Here is a 16,927-nt window from a genome sequence, read left to right as displayed (position 1 = left end):
CGTCGTTCCGACGTCGACGATCACGCCGAGGAGCAGATGTTGCTGACCATCGCCAAGAATCCGATTCCGGACCTGAGCGTCACGGGCGCGCTCGACCCCTACGCCGAGCAGATCGAGCAGGCGTTCGGCCAGTATCAGCAGACGACCGGTGAGGAGTTGGCGGAGCACGAACGACAGGCCATCCTGGCGCAGCTCGTCACCTGGTCCGGCCCCGAGGGCAAGGAGTCGTTCCCCTCCTGGCCGCAGGCCGTGCGGGCGGCGCAGATGCGGGTGAAGACCGGCGGGTTCCTGGGCGAGAGGAACACGACCGTCGTGAAGTCCCGCAACGAGGGCCTGTTCAACATGGCGATGGGCAGTGTCAACTGGGCCAACTGCGGTAAGACGGCCGAGAACATCCTGTCCGAGCTGAAGAAGAAGCACCCCACCTTCGTCGGCGGCATCGAGTCGGGAAAGCGGGAGAAGGTCGGCTCGGGTGCCGGGAAACGGTTGCTGGAGCTTCTTCGGGAGGTGCCGCCGCAGGGGCAGATCCTGCTCCTCGACTGCACCATCCCGTTCGTGCACACCTTCCTGCTGGAAGTCCACCCGAACGGCAACCGCTACCTGTGCCAGGGCTACCAGGGCGCCTACTACGCGAGCTGGTGGACGGGGAAGGACGAGGGGGGTCTGCTCTTCGGCGAGCAGCAGGACAACAAGATCAGCAACGATGACCGGGAGCGGCTGAGCCGGACGCGTGACGACTGGGGACTCGGCCGGTCCGTCAACCCCAACCGCTACGACGAGACGGTCGTCCTGCTGGCGGAGGCGTTCGACAAGGCGGCCCTGCCGGACATCGGCAAGGGCGACGACGGCCTCGAGGTCGAGAAGCTGAATCGGGAGGAGCTTGCGGCGTGGGACGTCTTCGCCAAGTACTGGCTGGGGCTGCCGTTCTGCCCCGTGCAGCGCGAGACGGACAGCATCGCCAGGCGCACCCAGCGCCCCGAGATCGAGATCACCAGGATCCTGGTGCCGGACGTCACCGCGAACACGGGCACGTCGGTGACGGTCCCCGTGGTGCCCAACTCGATCAAGGGCTGACCCGCGTATCGAGGCCGGTCGACGGCGCATACCGGCTCACCCAACGGGACGCCACCTCCCCGTGACGTGAGTCGGGGCGGGCCGAGCCCTGGGGCCCGGCGCGGGCACGATCACCGCCATGGGGCGGTTCGTCGTGCCCGTGGCGGGCCCCAGACGGGTCAGATAGCGGTGATGCCGCAGTGCGGCCCGGCGATGCGGTCCCCGTAGTTCAGGAGCGAGATGCGATCGGTACGCAGGGACGCGCCGCTCCACGAGGTGGCCTGCGGCACGAGCCCACCGGAGGAGCCGTGGAACGCGGCGATGGAGCCCGAGGCGTATCCGGGCGTGTCGCCGGCCACCTCCTCCCCGGCCGACGCCACGACGGCGTCCAGCCCGCCGGTGCCGTTGAGGTTCAGCAGCGCAACGGTGCCACCGAAGCGATCCCAGCGCTCGGCCGAGCCCGGCACCACCGAGTGGTTCTGGTCGAAGCCCTGCGCCCCGGTGCCGGTCAGGCCCGAGGAGGAACCCTTCAGCAACGTGACTGTGCCGGCGTCGGTGGTGGAACCGATGTCCTCGCCGGGCGTGCCGACCAACACGTCCGCCTTGCCGTCACCGGTCACGTCGCCGGCCGCGAGCGTCAGACCGAAGCGGTCGAACGACTCCGGGTCTCCCGGCACACCGGCCGTGCGCTGCGTCATGATCTTCACCGCGCTGCCGGACAGGCCGGCGGAGCGACCCGTGAAGACCGCGATCAGGCCGCCGTTGTCCTGCGGGGTCTGGGCCCTCGGTGCCCCGGCGATCACCTCGCCCAGCCCGTCGCCGTTCACGTCGCCGACGGTGAGCGACTCGCCCAGGTGCCAGGCGACGGTGAAGCGGTCGCCCGTCGCCGCGTGCACTCCCGCCCCGGTGACGGACGTGGCCCCGGTGGAGGAGACACCGCCGGCCGACCCCCACATCAGGGTGACCAGCCCGCTGCCGCTGGCGCCACCGCCGTCGTTCTCCCACGGTGCGCCGATGACCAGGTCCGCGTACCGGTCCTTGTTGACCTTGCCGATCGCGAGGGCACGGCCGAACTGGTCGTTGCGCTCGGCGGCACCGGGCACCGCCGCCTGGTCCTGCTGGAAGTACTGCGAGCCGGTGGCCGTGAGCCCCGTCGACCCGCCGAACAGGACGTAGACCGAGCCGGCGTCCGCCTTGTCCCCGATCGCCTCCCCGTACGCGCCGACCGCCAGGTCGTCGCGGCCGTCCCCGTTGATGTCGCCGGCCGCGAGCACCGCCCCGAACTGGTCGTAGTCCTCCGGCTCACCCTGCACGTTCGGCGAACTCTGGTTGAAGTGGATCGCCGAGCCGCCCACCAGGCCCGAGGCGCTGCCCGGGATGACCCACACCCCGCCGGCGTAGGTCTTGTTCTGCGGGTCCGCCTCGCCCGAGTCGCCGACCGCCAGGTCGTCGTAGCCGTCGCCGTTGAAGTCCCCCGCCACGACCGCGCTGCCGAAGCAGCTGCAGCTGGGTACGTCCCGCAGCACCCCGGTGAAGTAGTCGACCTGCGGCGCGGACGAGTAGCGCACGACGACCAGCCCGGTCGGGTAATGGGGCAGCTTGGATTCGAAGGGTTGACCCGTGGCGGCGAGGTCGTCGCGGCCGTCGCCGTCGAAGTCGGACCGGGTGGCACCCGTCCCCTTCACCGGGGTCACCGCCTTCGCCACCCGCTCGTACTGGAGGCTGACGCCCTCCCGGGTGATGATCCCGATGTCCGCCGCCTCGGCGGGGGCACTGATCGCCAGCCCGGCCAGCACGGCCAGGACCGACACGCTTGCAGTTCTCCGACGCAAATGACTCTCCCCGCTCCGTGTTTACGTCCCGACACGATAGGGGCCCCGGATCGACGGCGATAACGGACTTTCGGACCCGTTGTGCGACGTTCGGACGGCGGGAGACGGCGGAAGACAAAACGCCTGGCAGGTCCTCACGGATCTGCCAGGCGTTTCACGAGCGGTGGCGGCGGGATTTGAACCCGCGGAGGGCGTAAACCCTCACACGCTTTCGAGGCCTGAGACCATGCGTCCGGACCGGTTCAACACCGCACATGACCAGCAGTTCTGCTGTAGGCCGGGCCGTCATGGACGACCGTGTACGGCAGCGAACGAGACCGCAGTTGAGACCACCCGTCCCGGAGCGCGACTCCAGCCACGATGCGTGATCGGACACCTGGCCGTTGCACGACACGCCCCCTCCATGCACCTACTCATAAGCCTGGGCTCAACTCTTGCCGTCTGCGTCCTTGCCCGCGGCTCCCTCGACGCCGCCAGGCAGTGTCCGGGCACGGCAACGAACAAGGCAGAACTAGGCGGCGACTGCGCCGGTGGTAGGACGCCCAGACGCAGCCTGCCCACCTGGGTCGCGGGATCGGTGACGTTCGGACCTGTCGTACCCGGTCCGTAGACTTGGCCGAGCGGCGCCGGGTCGCAGTGTGACTGAATCGGAGGGCTGAGCGGCGTGAGGGGCGAACCGTTCAGTAATAGAGTATTTGCTAGCCGGGTGATGGGAAACATAGATCGACTCAGGAGTCTTCAAGCTTCGGCCAAAGAAAGCGTCGATCTTTCACGAGCGCAACCGGTAGAAGTCGGCGCAGTGACCACCGGGCACCCAGACTACATGGGCCTGCCGCTCGGCGGATCCGGCTTTTGCGAGGCCGTCGCAGTCTTCATTGATCTGGAGCAGTTTACGCAAAGGACATTCTGGGATCCACCGCATGAGATGGTGCTGCTCGCACATGCTGTACTAGCCGAGGTTTCTCGCACGGTGGTGCAAAATGGAGGCTATGTACTTGGCCTGCGCGGCGATGGGCTTTTCGCTTGCTTTGGTTGCGCGGAAAGCGATCCGGCCATAGATGCGACCATAGCCCTTGCGTCTGGGGCGCAGGTTATGGATGCGGTGCAGTCCACCTTGAATCCAATGCTTCGCGATTATGGCCTGGAGCCGGTGCAAGTTCGAGTGGGCGCCGACTTCGGGCGCCTAGACTTCGTGCGAATCGGCACTCGTGATATCAGTGAAGTAAACGTTGTGGGCTTCGCCGCAAACTTCGCCGCAAAATGCGAGAAGTACGCGAACTCTTGGGAATGCGTCGTTGGAGAGAAGTTCCAGGGACTCCTGTCGCGAGAGAATGTCGGACTTTTTACAGAGCACGCCGATTCGCCCAAGCGATATACGAGGAACTACGAAACGAAGCGATACCGTTTCTTTGACGTTCATTGGCGTAAGCTGCTGCCGGAGCTTGACGGTGTCACCGAGCAGATCGCAGGAAGTCCCACTTCTGCGATCGAGATATTTTAGGGGGTAAACTATGACACTTCCATCGCTATTCCGGAAGGTGGGGATCCACGTTCCCCGTGGAGTCACGGTCGACGGCACCGTAGTCCTGGGTGACCGCCAGATGCAATTAGTCAGCTCCGCTTCGACGCTCACGGCAATTCCCCCACACCGATTCCATGGAGGCGATGACCCCGCTCCTGCGCGCGACGACACGGCAAGGGCCTGGTGGATCCAGTCGCCGGAGAAGAGGGCCGACGACATCGCGGACATGCGGGGCCGCTTTGCAAATTTGATGGTGCTTGAGGAAAACAACGACCTTGCCTACGGCGTTACGCTTGATACTCGCCTCGGCAAATTTGATGTTCTCATCCTGCCCCAGATTGACGGATCTCTTCCCACAGCTGTGGCAGTCAAGCCTAAGCGGCTGGGCCGAAATGAAGGTAAAGTATTTCGCGCAGCACCACACCTTTACCTTAGTGGTGCACTTTGCATCGCCGATCGCTTAGATTGGGAAGGAAAGGGCTATAAGACTAGCGTAGCCGTCGCATGGACGGCGCATTGGCTAGCTTGCTACGCCGCCTGGCGGATGAACGGAGTTTGGCCAACGGAGGGCTACGAGCCCCATGCTATTTAAAAGACAGCCGGACATACCGACAGCTCAACCGGATCGCAACGACGGAATAGCCGCAATCACTTTCTATGGCAACTGGATCGCCAACGCCGACACAAAGATCGGGTTTCTTGCAGCCGGGTTGACGGTGCTTGGTGCGGCGGCATTTGGACAGTTGCGCAAGTTTATCGCAAGCGCTCCTTCAGCTGGATGGCGGGACTTGTTCGCGGGCATCTTGCTCCTCCTTGCGCTTGCTGGGATCGCAGCCTGCGCAGTCTTCTTGGTGTCAGCCCTAGCCCCTCGCACCGGGGCACCCTTCGCATTTAGTCGCTATGCATTCCCCTCGCTCGCGACCCAACCTGCAGGCTTCGTCCCTGATCTCGATGCTGACAAGCAACGAGAGGAAGCCTGGGTCCAGGCGCGAGCCTTATCGCTCATCGCGATCAATAAATTCACCTTTCTTCGCAGAGGTCTCTTCGCTTTCTCGGCGTCTGCGCCGCTTCTTGGAATTGCCACGATCTTGATCCGCTGAGCCCCCTGAGGTGCGCTGATCACGGCGAATTGATGCTTCATCGAGATGGTCTTCTTCGCGGACGAAGATAGCCTTCAGCATCCGCCGCTCGCGGCGCGCATCAAGCAGCTACTCAGTCGCGGTCGCCCCGTAGAGGCCGCAAGTATCTGGATCATGCACGACACAAGTGACCGGCATGTTGCCATCGACCCGTGCAGTTGCATGGTGCCCCCACCGGGACACCGTTCCGCTGGCACGGCGCGTTGTATTCAACGATGAGGACTAGAGGGCTGCCCCTCCACCTTGCCCAGCAAGCAGACTGGCTGGGATATCCGAGATCTCAATAACTTGACCTGGTCCAATGAATCGCCGCGCCACTAGCAGGCCGGCATCATGCGCCTCCCGACCTGCATGACTGGCGGAGGCGTCTGCGATTAGCCACGGCCGAAGATTGCGCTCAAAGGCATCTACCGCACCTTTCAGTACGCAGCTCTCCGTAGCTATTCCACAGAAGTAAACATCGTCCCACCCCTTCGCAGCAAAAAGGTCTTCGCCCTCCGTCGTGAAGGGGCTATAAATAGTCTTGTCGAGCATCTCTCCTCGCTGAAGGAATGGCAGCAATTCGGAAACAACATCTGTTTCCGGCGAAGACTGAAGCTTCCGCCAGCCAAAAAAGCGCTCATAAGGACTTCCAGCGTAATTAAAGTACCGGGTAAACAAAGTGTCACCGCCAACCTCCTGCCAGCGGCGCACCAAATCAACAACCACCGGTACGATATGAGCCGACTGTTCCCGCACGAAGCCGTTTTGCATGTCGGTCACAACAAGCACAGGACGACCCGTTGTCATTGGCTCAACCTCGATCCGTGTCGCGGAGGGTTTCGATGGCTTGCTCTAACGCTGGCATGAGGTCGCTTGTTTGCAGGACCGCTCTACGCATCGCTTGATGTTGCCCGGTTTCTCGCGGCCGGGACGTGGTTAGCCGGGAACGTACTCCTCGAAGGTACCGCCACCCATACCCCGGCGACACCTCCGGATCCTTACCCTGCTCAATCTGGCGCGTAATCGCGTCGGTGTATACCCACATGGATTGAATCGCCAATCCGCACGCAACTAGCTCGGATTCGGTCAGGGAGCGGTCAACGGCGACGGGGTGATAGACGACGCCCGACCATGAGGCGTATCCGGACGAGATGCCGCGTACGCCGAACGACTCGATGCCGCCGTGGTCGTACGCATCAGATAGCAAGGATTGCTCGATTAGCTCGGCGTGGGCCAGGTGCTCGTCGTCCATCACGCGGTCTCGGTGTAGCAGCACCGAAGGCGTCGCCATGATGCGCAACGCAGTTTCGGTCAGATCAGTCGGCCACGCCGGTTCCGCAAGCCAGTGCGTTCCGAAGACGTACATGGTGGATTCGTCAACGTCGGGCACGAAGCGAGAGACGAATTCCGTTGCCCACCGGATGTTGTCTCCGTATGAGACTTTGCGCCAGAAGGCCAGGGCCGCAATGGTCGAGAACTCCACGGCTTCGACCAGGTGGAAGACGACCGATCCACAGGGCCACACGTAAAGGGTGCATCCGCCCTCGGGGTGCGCGACCGGGGTCGAGTGGCATGGGTACCACTGTTCGGCCGCCGGGGTGCAGCCGGCGCTTTCTCGCAGCAGCGCTGCGCCCTCGGCACCCACGAACGCCGGCACGAACTTGTGCGACCGCACGGAAAAGTGCGGGCGATCCTCCGCCCCGGTAGCCAGTTCCCCGAACAGGTCGTGCGGCTTCGCGTCGTACGCCAGGCAGTAGAGCTGCCGATAGATCGGGTCAGTGACGGCCACGCGCCCGGTCTCGTGCCGGTACATCGCCTTTTCGATGGCCTCGACGGTGGGCGTCTCCCGGATGCCGCGCTGTAGGCCGACGCGGTGCAACTCCCGCGCGGCGCGTCTTCGCGACTCCCATCCGGCGGCCTTCCGACGGTTGACCAGCACGAGATTGGGCTTGAACTGCCGAGGGACCTCAGTGGACATGGGCCCTGTCCTTCGTGTCCGTGCGTAGGACCTGCCCGTAGCCCTCAAGGGCGGGCAGTCTCATTGGCAGGCGAGCAACCCGCCGGCGCAGACCGAAGCCGAGAACAGGAGGCACCCGATGATCCGACCTAGCCGGTGGTGGTGCCTCGACGCGGCCTCTCGGCCTGCCACTTCTGAACGGTCTCGGGATGCCACGCCGGCGACCGCCCAAACATCCGGTCGGGTGCGGGAGCTTGACCGCGTGAAACGTAAGAAGCCCAGGTCGCACGGCTGATCGGCGCACCTACCGACGCCAGGTAGGTCCGCACGTGCTCCGTGGTCCACCAGTCGGTGGGCAGATCAGCAGCAGACATCCGTACAAGCCTACGCGGTACAGGTGCTTGCGCGAATACAACGTGACGCTGTAGCGTCCGAATACAACGCCAGGTTGTAGACGGTCGATCCGAGCCGTCATCAATCGCCTCGATTACGGGAGGTTTTACGTGAGGCACCGCCTTGTCCCCATCGACACCGAGCCGACGGCCGCCGCCTTAACCGCGATCGATCGTGAGTGGCCGTTGATCGCAGCTGAGCTGGACTTGCTCGACGCTGAGATCAGCCTGATCTACGCCGAGGATCACGGCGGCCCGTCGCCGCTGGACTGGCGGCGGCTGCGTCGGGCTACCGCCCGTGTGACCCGCGCTGCTGCCGACCTGGCCACCGGGACTACCGCCGTGCGTCACGTCGCCTGACAGCCCCTCCACAGAAGGAGAGTCCCCGTGAGTGTTCGTAAAAGCCACCGCGCGGTGATGGCCGAGCTGCTGTTGCTCGCCGCCCCGACCAGCATCCGCGTCCACAGCGACGGCAGTTCCATGGCGATCACGTTCGGGTCGGTCGACGAGTTGCGTGCCTGGCTCGACGCCGCCGGCCTGAACGCCCCGGACCTGCTGATCAGCGAGCGTGAGCGCGTCGACAACGACGGTCGCCCGGTCCGGTCCCTGAACGCCTACCCGACGTGGCACGGCTGGGAGATCTACGCCGACGCCACCGACTACCTCGACGCGCCGCCGCTGGACACGGCCACCGCCGACGCGCTCGCCGCCGTGGCGGTGGGCTGATGCCCCCCGCCTGCTGCATCTGCGACCCGGTGGCCTGCGCCGCTGACGACACCGGCGAGCACTGCGCCGAGCAGTCCTGCGGCGCGTGCCTGCACGGCTGCCCCGCCCCGGACGGCCAGTGCTGCACCGCCCCCACCACTACCCGAAAGGACGACACCCGATGACCGCCCCCACGATCAACGGCACCCGCTACCCGCAACCCGTGGACGAGTTGCTTCCGGCGGCCCGGAAGCTCGCTCACGAGTTGGACGCGCTGCCGTCGCGCAACCGGCTGATGAAGCGGTTCCGGATCGGGTCGGAGAAGGCCAACGAGCTGCTGACCCGGCTGCGCGAGGAGCGCGCCCAGCAAGACCGGGTGGACTCGCTGCACGCCGCGATGGTGCTGCGTGGCAGCCTCGCCGAACGGCCGGTGCTGGTCCCGGTCGACCCCACCCCGGACACCACCACCGCCGACACGGACCCGGACACGCCCGACCGGCCCGAGCAGCCCGCACCGGACCCGACCCCCGCCCCGCCGCCGGTGGACGTCACGCCGGTCGAGCAGGTCAGCACGGTCGAAAGCCCGGGTACCAAGATTCGGCCCGCACGGTCCCGGCGGGCGGTGGTGTGGCCGGTGATCCTGCTCGCCCTGCCCGCGTTCGTCGCCATCTGGGGCGGCTGGGTCGGCCTGGGCAAGCTCACCGGGTTCGGGAAGGTCAACCTGCTGCCCGGCATCGGGTCCGGGTGGGTCATCGACACCGCCATAACCCTCCCGATCGGCGTCGAGACCTACGGCGCGTTCGCCCTCTACGTGTGGCTCTCCGGCCGCGTACCCGCACGAGCGGCCCGGTTCGCCAAGTGGTCCGCCCTCGGCTCCCTCGCCATCGGCGCGCTCGGCCAGGTCGCCTACCACCTGCTGATCGCCGCCGGGGTCACCTCGGCCCCCTGGTGGATCACCACCCTCGTGGCCTGCCTGCCCGTCGCCGTGCTCGGCATGGGCGCGGCCCTGGCGCACCTGATGCACGCCGACGACTAGCTCTGCCCGGCGGCACGGCCCCTGGCCTAGGAACCGATGCCGTGCCGCCGGCCTCATCCCTCAGCCCAGCAGACCTCAGGAGAGATACCCATGTTCGCAGACCCGAGCGGTACTCGCGCCGCCGTGTTCGCTGCCGTGTTCGTTGCCCTCTACGTCGCCCACCAGGTCGCCGACCACTGGGTGCAAACCCAGCATCAGGCCGACTGCAAGGGCCAGCCCGGATGGGCGGGCCGTATCGCCTGCGCCGCCCACGTCACCACCTACACCCTCACCGCGCTGATCGCCCTGCTGTTCCTGATCGCCGGCACCGGCCTACGCCTCGACCCGTCCGGCGTCGCGATCGGCCTGGCCGTATCGGCGGTCACGCACTACATCGCCGACCGGCGCACCCCGCTCAAGCGCATCGCCGCCGCCCTCGGCTCCGCCCGCTTCTACGCCCTCGGCACCCCCCGCCCCGGCCACAACGACAACCCATCCCTCGGCACCGGTGCCTACGCCCTCGACCAGTCCTGGCACATCGGCTGGCTGTTCGTCGCTGCCCTGTTCTGCGCGGTCTGACCGCCCCCGTGGGGCATCCGCCCACCACCGGATGCCCACGCGGAGGCCGCCAGACCAACTGGACGGCACAACCGGGAGGACAACCGCTGTGAAGTGCAAGGACTGCGGCAAGAACACCAACGACATCGTCACCACCAGCCGGGGCCCCATCGCCCGGTGCGCGTGCGGCGGCTGGACGAAGGTCAACGGCTCGACCGGCGTCACCATCTCCGGCGGCATCACCGTCACCGGCACGTGCGCGATCGGCCCCGGCGCGGTCGCCATCGGCACCACCGACAGCAAGAAGGCCAAGAAGAAGGGCCGCCGCTGACACCCGCCCCGCGCCGCCGCCGCTGCTGCGGCGCGACCGGCAAGTAGTTCTGCCCGGCGGCACAGCCCGATGGCCTAGGAACCAGTGCTGTGCCGCCGGTCCTCCCCGAATCGTCAACCGACCACGGAGGAACACCCATCATGACGTCCCCCCACGATGACGACCGGTTCGACTGGCAGGCCGCCGAAGCCGACGTGACCGCCGGTTCCGACGCTGAGGTGGTCGACCTGGACGCCGCTCGCGCCGCCCGCACCACCCCCGACCCCACCGACAGCGACGGTGACGGCGGGCCGCTGTTGGTCGACTCCGCCGACGCGCAGCGCTCCCCGCGGTTCACCCTCAGCGCCGCGCGGGCCGGGCAGCGTCGCCCGATCCTGCCCGCCTGGCTGCGCTCGCGTGCCGAGCTGGTCGACGTGATGCGCTGGGCGGTCGGGCACCTCCTACACACCAGCGCCTACCACGCGTTGCGGGTGCCGAAGTACGCCGGCAAGCTCGCCTTGCGCGCCCCGGCCGGGGCGGCCCGTCTCGTGTCGGGTGGGGTGCGGTGGGTGTTCGACTGGGAAGGTGAGCACCTGCGGCAGTCGACGTCGCAGACCCGCGACGGTGAGCTGTACCTGAAGTTGTCGAAGCAGCGTGACCGGCGGGTGCGGTGGCGGGGCATCGTCGCCACCTTCACCCTGTCGCTGTCCCTGGCCGGTGGTGTGGCCGTGGCCCTGGCCCCGGGATGGGCGCAGTGGGCGATACCCGCCCTGCTCGTCACCCTGTGCGGGATGCTGGGGCAGCCGGCCGACAAGCCGCTGCTCGACACCGCCGTGGTCATCCCCCGCGTCGCCCGCCTCACCTCCGACGTGGTCGTGCGCGCCCTGGCCGTGCTCGGCATCGCCGGCATCACCCAGGCCATCGCCAAACAGGGACAGCGCGCGATCGCGTTCACCGCGCCGATCACCCGCGACGGCCCCGGCTGGCGGGCCGACATCGACCTACCCCCCGGCGTCACCGCTGGGGACGTGATCGAGCGGCGTGACCGGCTCGCCGCCGGCCTCACCCGCCCCCTCGGCTGCGTCTGGCCCGAAGGACAGCCCGAGGTGCACCCGGGCCGGTTGCTGCTGTGGGTGGGCGATCAGGACATGGCCGCGACGCCGCCGAAGCCATGGCCGCTCCTCAAGGCAGCCGGGGGTTTCGACCTGGGCAGGCCGGTGCCGTTCGGCACCGACCCGCGCGGGCGGATCATCTCCTTCGAACTGCCGTACACGAACGTGCTGATCGGGTCGATTCCCGGCTACGGCAAGACCGCCGCCACCCAAGTGCCCCTGCTCGCCGCCGCCCTCGACCCGTACGCGGAACTGTGGTGCTTCGACTTCAAAGGCACCGGCGGCCTCGATCCTCTGGAGAAGGTGTCGGCGCGGTATGCGTCGGGGCAGGACGACGACACCGCCGAGCAGGGCCTGATCGCGTTGCGGGAGCTGCGCAAGGAATGCCAGCGCCGCGCCGCCGTCATCAAGGGCCTCCCCAAGACCGTGTGCCCGGACAACAAGGTCACCCCCGACCTGGCCCGCCGCAAGAAGTTGGGCCTTCACTGGCTCGTGGTCGCCCTGGACGAGGTGCAGGAACTCTTCTCGCACCCGGAGTTCGGCAAGGAAGCCGGCGAACTGGCCGAGAAGGTCATCAAGCTGGGCCGCGCCCTGGGCGTCATCCTCGTCGTCGCCACCCAACGCCCCGACGCCAAGAGCCTGCCCACCGGCGTCTCGGCGAACGCGGGCACCCGGTTCTGCCTGCGCGTCATGGGGCAGATCGAGAACGACATGATCCTCGGCACCTCGGCGTACAAGAACGGCATCCGGGCGACCATGTTCGCCAAGAAGGACAAGGGCGTCGGCTACCTCGTCGGCGCGGCCGACGACGCGCAGATCGTCCGGACGTTCTACGTCGACGGGCCCACCGCCGAGAAGATCACCGACCGGGCACGCGCCCTACGCGAAGCCGCCGGGACGCTGACCGGTCACGCGGTCGGGCAGGCCACGCCGACCCCGGCGGCGCGGCGAGACACGCTGCTCGACGACATCCTCACCGTGGTTCCGGTGACGGAGCCGAAGGTGTGGGCCGAGACGCTCACCGAGCGGCTGGCCGAGCTGAACGGCGACGCGTACGCCGACCTGACCCGCGACCAACTCACGGCCGCGTTGAAGCCGTACGGGATCACCACCGGGCAGGTGTGGGGCACCGACCCTGCCACCGGCAAGGGCGCGAACCGGCGCGGCATCGAACGGCAGCACATCGCCGACGCGGTCGCGGACCGTAACAAGCGGCGAGGCGACAAAGCCGCCTAACCCGGACAGCCGTCGGGTGCTAGGTCTAGCGGCACCCCCCGCTAGACCTAGCACCCCCGCTAGCACCACATCCCAAACCTGGCCAGCGCCCTAACAACTAGCGGCGACGGCCCCCTACGCCCCCGATCCGGCCTGTGGAGGCAATTCGTGACCCCCATCCTGCTGCTCGCTAGCCTCGCCACCCTCATATACGCAGCGTCATACCTGGCCGTGTGTGCGGTGTCCCCGTGGGGACGCTGCCACCGCTGCCACGGTGCCCGTTCCCACCGCACCACCATCGGCACCCGACGCGACTGCCCCCGCTGCGACGGCACCGGCATCCGCGTCCGCACCGGCCGCCGACTCCTCGACCACATCCGCACCGAGTACCGCGACGGAAACCAGTGACCGCCCGACCTCGCCGCCCCGGTCACACGGGATGGTGTGGACGCGACCACCGCTGCAACCTCGGCGAACACCGCTCCGAAGAGATCGTGGTCGACCTGCCCGGCCACGGCCGCGCCGTCCTCGTGCGGGTGCGTACCGCCGCCGGCCGGGAGCACGCCGAGGTGCGCGTCAGGGTCGCCCTGGCCCCCGGCGAGGTGGCCGCCCGGCGGCAGTTGGTCGGCCTGCTCGGCGACGTGCGCCAGGCCGTCACCCGCGCCACCCTCGCGGCCCGGCCGCGACCCGGTAGGGCCGTTTGATGGCCCGGCCGCGACACGACGGGCCGTCGCCGCGCGACCCGCAGCTCACCGGGCTGGAGGTGTGGTTGTCCGGCACCCCGGCCGAGCTGGCCGCCGCCGTCGGCGTCCTGGCCGCCGCCGGCCACATCGCCTGGCACAGCGCCCGCCGGCCGATAACCGGTACCGACGCCGGCCGCCACCGGCTCTATCTACGCCTGACCGTCGCCGCCGAGCGGCCCCGGCCGGCCACCGACACCAGCGCCGCCCGGGGCGCGCTGATCGACCTCGACACCGCCCGCGCCACCCGCCGGCCCGCCTGAACAGGAGACACCCATGCCCGACCTGCTCGCCGCCGCGCTCGTCTACGCCGAACGTGGCTGGCATGTCTTCCCGCTACGCCCCGACACCCGCACCGCCGATGAGGACAATGCGAAGCGGCCCGCGTTCCCGTCCCGCTGCACCGCCGACCGGTGCGACCTCACCGACCCCCGCTGCAAGACGGCGGGCCGGCACGTCGGGTGGGAGGAACGCGCCACGACCGACCCGACCCGCATCCGCCGCGCGTGGTCGACCCGCCCCTACGGCATCGGCATCGCGTGCGGCCCGTCCGGCCTGGTGGTGGTCGACCTGGATGTGCCGAAGCACCCCGGCGACACCCCGCCGCCGCAGTGGGCTGGCGCGGCCGGTGGCCTGGACGTGCTCGCCGCCCTGGCCGCCCAGCATCGCGGCACCGTCGACGCGACGTACACCGTGACCACCGGCCGGGGCGGAAGCCACCTCTACTACCGCCACCCGGCCAGCGGCCCGCAGTTGCGCAACACGACGAGTGATCGGGGTCGGGGGCTCGGGTGGAAGGTCGACACCCGCGCCCACGGCGGCTACGTCGTCGCCGCCGGCAGCACCGTCGCCGGCCGCCCCTACACCGTCGCGCTCGACGTCGACCCCGCCCCGCTGCCCGACTGGCTCACCGCCCTACTCGCCCCCGCGCCGCGGCCGGCGCACCGGCCGGCGGCGGTGGCGTTGCCGGCCGACCGGCACGGCCGCTACCTGGCCGCCGCGATCCGCCGCCAGGTCGACCACCTCACCACCTCGCCGGACGGCACCCGCAACCACGCCCTGTTCACCTCCGCGGTCGCGCTCGGACAGCTCGCCGCCGGAGGCGCGCTCACCGACGACGACGTGACCGCCGTCCTGGAACCCGCCGCCCTGTCCATCGGCCTACGGCCCGGCGAGATCGCCCGCACCATCGCATCCGGCCTCCGTGTGGGTGCCCGCAACCCGCGCACCCTGGCCACCCTCGGAAAGGCTGCCGCGTGAGCACCCGTCTCCAGATCGGTTCCGGCCCGGAAACCATCCGCGTGCTCAAGGCCGCGCTGGTCGACGGGCTGTTGCCCGACACCTACGTTTCCGCCGGCTCCCTGGTCCACATGGAAGCGGTGTCCGGTGGTCTGCCCACCGCCGCCGACGAAGACTCCCCGCTGCCGATCAGCGCGAGCGCCCTCAACCCCGCCGGCCTGGCCGGACTCCTCGCCGAACACGCCTACGTCTACAAGGTCAAAACCCGCAAGACCGACGGAGGAAACCCCGAAATGTACGAAGACGAGGTGACCCCGCCCCGCGACATCCTGTCGTCCGTGCTGGCCGGCAAGACCTGGCCCGGCGTACCACCCTTGCGCGGGATCATCGGCGCACCCGTGCTGCGCCGCGACGGCACCCTCTTGCAGCAACCCGGCTACGACCCGCAAACCGGCCTCTACCTCGCCGCGAAAGTCGCCCTACCCCCCGTGCCCGACCAACCCACCCCCGAGCAGGTCCGCGACGCACGGACGTTCCTGCTCGGCAGGTTCCTGCGAGACTTCCCCTGGGCGTCCGCCGCCGACCGGGCCAACTACGTGGCCTTGCTCGCCACGCCGATCCTGCGCCACTTCACCCGCAGCTTGACCCCGTTCGCGTTGATCGACGCGACCATGCCGTCATCCGGCAAGACCATCCTCACTGCCGGTCCCGGGATGCTCTACGGGCAGCGCGTCATGACCTGGGCCTACTCGGATGAGGAGCTACGCAAGTCCATCACCGCTGTGTTGGCCGAGCAGGTGGGGGTGGTGATCTGGGACAACCTCGCCGAGGGAACCGTCATCGACTCCCCGGTGCTCGCCCAGCTCGTCACCTCCGGCGTGTGGTCCGACCGCCAGTTGGGCGCGTCGCGCAATGTCGCCACCGTCAACGACCGGCTGTGGATGGCCACCGGCAACAACCTCCAGGTCGGCGGCGACATGGCGAGCCGTACGGTGCGGGTGCATCTCGACCCGGACATGCCCCGCCCCGAACTGCGCGACCAAGCCGGGTTCGGCATTCCGCACCTTGACCAGTGGATCACCGACCCAGCAAACCAACTCACCGTCCTGTGGCACCTGCTCGTGCTGGTCCTGGACTGGACGCGGCAGGGAGCGCCGAGGGTGTCCGGGCTGTCGATGCGGCAGTTCACCCCCTGGGCGCAAGCCCTCGGCGGGTTCCTCCACCACCACGGCATCGACGGATTCCTCACCAACGCCGCCGACGTCCGCGAGATCGACGAAGACGAAACGCGCTGGCGCGCGTTCCTCACCTGCTGGCACGACCGCCACGGCGCACGTGCGATGACCGCCGCGGACCTACGCCGCGACGCCGAACCCATGCAGATCGGCAGCGACATCAACGACCCGTGGGACGGACAGTTCATCACCACCCACAACGGCCGCCTACCCAACCCGCTGCAACTCGGCCGACTGCTCACCGGGCAGGCCGGACGGTGGCGCGGCGAACACGTCGTCCGCGCCGGCAAGAACGACCGGGGCGACCGGTCCGTGTTCTGGGTCGAACACCACCAGGGATGAAACCCGCTGAACCATCTCCGCATCTCCGCAACGCCGCACCAACCCCGCCCCACCAGCGGAAACACCCTGCGGAGATCAGAACCTAGAAGAGCATCGATCTCCGCATCTCCGCGACGTTCTGCGGAGATCACACCCCCTTTGCGGAGATGAACCCCCGGCGGAACTCCGCATCTCCGCAAGCATTCGCCCAGCTCACAGCCATGTTTGCGGAGATGCGGAGATGCGGAGATGGTTCAGCCCTCTCACGGAGAACTACGACCGCCGGCCACCCGCAGACGACGGCCGGCCCGTCGAATCCCGCGCTCGCCACCGCCTACCCGGCCAGCGAGCGCACTTCCCACACTCGGCCAGCAACCACGGGAGAACACCGTGTCCAGCACCGAAAAGCGCGTCGTCCTGACCATCGAGGAAGCCGCCCAGCGACTCGGCATCGGCCGCACCACCATGTACGCCCTTATCAAGGCAGGCCAGATCCGCACCGTCCGGATCGGCCGCCTGCACCGCGTGCCCACCTTCTCCCTCGACGAGTACGTGCGAAGCCTGCTCGGCGACTCGACGCCCCTCGACCGCGCCGCCTGA

At 68.1% G+C, this 16,927-nt stretch carries 19 protein-coding genes and 1 tRNA gene; 16 read left to right on the top strand and 4 right to left on the bottom strand.

Annotated elements, in window-relative coordinates:
• Positions 1 to 36 precede the first annotated feature (36 nt).
• Positions 37 to 1,074: a hypothetical protein gene (locus tag LPA42_RS15780; RefSeq protein WP_077937946.1), complete on the top strand. Its 1,038-nt coding sequence runs from the start codon at positions 37 to 39 to the stop codon at positions 1,072 to 1,074.
• 158 nt (positions 1,075 to 1,232) lie between these two features.
• Here LPA42_RS15780 and LPA42_RS15775 read toward each other — a convergent pair whose 3' ends face one another.
• Complete coding sequence (locus LPA42_RS15775; protein ID WP_228986647.1) at positions 1,233 to 2,864, bottom strand: FG-GAP-like repeat-containing protein; 1,632 nt, start codon at positions 2,862 to 2,864, stop codon at positions 1,233 to 1,235.
• 185 nt (positions 2,865 to 3,049) lie between these two features.
• Positions 3,050 to 3,135: transfer RNA gene (locus LPA42_RS15770), tRNA-Ser, on the bottom strand.
• A 573-nt stretch (positions 3,136 to 3,708) separates the two neighbouring features.
• Here LPA42_RS15770 and LPA42_RS15765 point away from each other — a divergent pair.
• Together LPA42_RS15765 and LPA42_RS15760 are read left to right on the top strand one after the other, a co-directional pair.
• Positions 3,709 to 4,386 carry an adenylate/guanylate cyclase domain-containing protein gene (locus tag LPA42_RS15765; RefSeq protein WP_096761655.1) on the top strand — a complete coding sequence of 226 codons (678 nt, stop codon included), beginning with the start codon at positions 3,709 to 3,711 and terminating at the stop codon, positions 4,384 to 4,386.
• A 602-nt stretch (positions 4,387 to 4,988) separates the two neighbouring features.
• A complete protein-coding gene (locus tag LPA42_RS15760; RefSeq protein WP_144082667.1) occupies positions 4,989 to 5,507 on the top strand; it encodes a hypothetical protein in 519 nt (172 codons plus the stop codon).
• Between the two features lie 261 nt (positions 5,508 to 5,768).
• On the opposite strand, the gene LPA42_RS15755 is transcribed toward LPA42_RS15760, so the two are convergent.
• Together LPA42_RS15755 and LPA42_RS15750 are read right to left on the bottom strand one after the other, a co-directional pair.
• Positions 5,769 to 6,335, bottom strand: coding sequence for a cysteine hydrolase (locus LPA42_RS15755; RefSeq protein ID WP_077937944.1), 567 nt, complete (start codon positions 6,333 to 6,335; stop codon positions 5,769 to 5,771).
• Between the two features lie 4 nt (positions 6,336 to 6,339).
• The gene (locus LPA42_RS15750; protein ID WP_077937943.1) at positions 6,340 to 7,506 is read right to left on the bottom strand and encodes a hypothetical protein; all 1,167 of its coding nucleotides are present in this window, start codon (positions 7,504 to 7,506) and stop codon (positions 6,340 to 6,342) included.
• Between the two features lie 482 nt (positions 7,507 to 7,988).
• Between LPA42_RS15750 and LPA42_RS15745 the strand changes: the two genes are divergently transcribed.
• The 13 genes from LPA42_RS15745 (at position 7,989) to LPA42_RS15685 (ending at position 16,927) form a co-directional block, all read left to right on the top strand.
• A complete protein-coding gene (locus LPA42_RS15745) occupies positions 7,989 to 8,237 on the top strand; it encodes a DUF6284 family protein (protein WP_077937942.1) in 249 nt (82 codons plus the stop codon).
• A 57-nt stretch (positions 8,238 to 8,294) separates the two neighbouring features.
• On the top strand, positions 8,295 to 8,603 hold the full coding sequence (locus tag LPA42_RS15740; protein ID WP_077937953.1) for a hypothetical protein: 309 nt from the start codon (positions 8,295 to 8,297) through the stop codon (positions 8,601 to 8,603).
• Positions 8,603 to 8,767, top strand: coding sequence for a hypothetical protein (locus LPA42_RS15735; RefSeq protein ID WP_158229428.1), 165 nt, complete (start codon positions 8,603 to 8,605; stop codon positions 8,765 to 8,767). The genes LPA42_RS15740 and LPA42_RS15735 overlap by 1 nt, the downstream gene beginning before the upstream one ends.
• Positions 8,764 to 9,618, top strand: a complete 855-nt coding sequence (locus LPA42_RS15730) for an ABC transporter permease (protein WP_077937939.1) — start codon at positions 8,764 to 8,766, stop codon at positions 9,616 to 9,618. The genes LPA42_RS15735 and LPA42_RS15730 overlap by 4 nt, the downstream gene beginning before the upstream one ends.
• Positions 9,619 to 9,708: 90 nt before the next feature.
• Positions 9,709 to 10,176 (top strand): DUF3307 domain-containing protein, encoded by a 468-nt coding sequence (locus LPA42_RS15725; protein WP_077937938.1) that lies wholly within the window; start codon positions 9,709 to 9,711, stop codon positions 10,174 to 10,176.
• Positions 10,177 to 10,264: 88 nt separating this feature from the next.
• The gene (locus LPA42_RS15720; RefSeq protein WP_077937937.1) at positions 10,265 to 10,486 is read left to right on the top strand and encodes a hypothetical protein; all 222 of its coding nucleotides are present in this window, start codon (positions 10,265 to 10,267) and stop codon (positions 10,484 to 10,486) included.
• A 140-nt stretch (positions 10,487 to 10,626) separates the two neighbouring features.
• Positions 10,627 to 12,813, top strand: a complete 2,187-nt coding sequence (locus LPA42_RS15715) for a cell division protein FtsK (protein WP_077937936.1) — start codon at positions 10,627 to 10,629, stop codon at positions 12,811 to 12,813.
• A 147-nt stretch (positions 12,814 to 12,960) separates the two neighbouring features.
• The gene (locus LPA42_RS15710) at positions 12,961 to 13,200 is read left to right on the top strand and encodes a hypothetical protein (protein WP_077937935.1); all 240 of its coding nucleotides are present in this window, start codon (positions 12,961 to 12,963) and stop codon (positions 13,198 to 13,200) included.
• Entirely contained in the window at positions 13,197 to 13,496 is a 300-nt protein-coding gene (locus LPA42_RS15705) for a hypothetical protein (protein ID WP_077937934.1), read from the top strand. The genes LPA42_RS15710 and LPA42_RS15705 overlap by 4 nt, the downstream gene beginning before the upstream one ends.
• Positions 13,496 to 13,795 (top strand): hypothetical protein, encoded by a 300-nt coding sequence (locus LPA42_RS15700; protein WP_077937933.1) that lies wholly within the window; start codon positions 13,496 to 13,498, stop codon positions 13,793 to 13,795. Before LPA42_RS15705 ends, LPA42_RS15700 begins: the two co-directional genes overlap by 1 nt.
• Positions 13,796 to 13,808: 13 nt before the next feature.
• The gene (locus LPA42_RS15695; protein WP_077937932.1) at positions 13,809 to 14,792 is read left to right on the top strand and encodes a bifunctional DNA primase/polymerase; all 984 of its coding nucleotides are present in this window, start codon (positions 13,809 to 13,811) and stop codon (positions 14,790 to 14,792) included.
• Positions 14,789 to 16,348 carry a hypothetical protein gene (locus LPA42_RS15690; protein WP_077937931.1) on the top strand — a complete coding sequence of 520 codons (1,560 nt, stop codon included), beginning with the start codon at positions 14,789 to 14,791 and terminating at the stop codon, positions 16,346 to 16,348. Before LPA42_RS15695 ends, LPA42_RS15690 begins: the two co-directional genes overlap by 4 nt.
• Positions 16,349 to 16,717: 369 nt before the next feature.
• The gene (locus LPA42_RS15685; protein ID WP_077937930.1) at positions 16,718 to 16,927 is read left to right on the top strand and encodes a helix-turn-helix domain-containing protein; all 210 of its coding nucleotides are present in this window, start codon (positions 16,718 to 16,720) and stop codon (positions 16,925 to 16,927) included.

This window comes from Micromonospora sp. DH13, assembly GCF_020873825.1.
Taxonomy (GTDB): Bacteria; Actinomycetota; Actinomycetes; order Mycobacteriales; family Micromonosporaceae; genus Micromonospora; species Micromonospora haikouensis.
This window is presented reverse-complemented; position numbering and strand designations above follow the sequence as displayed.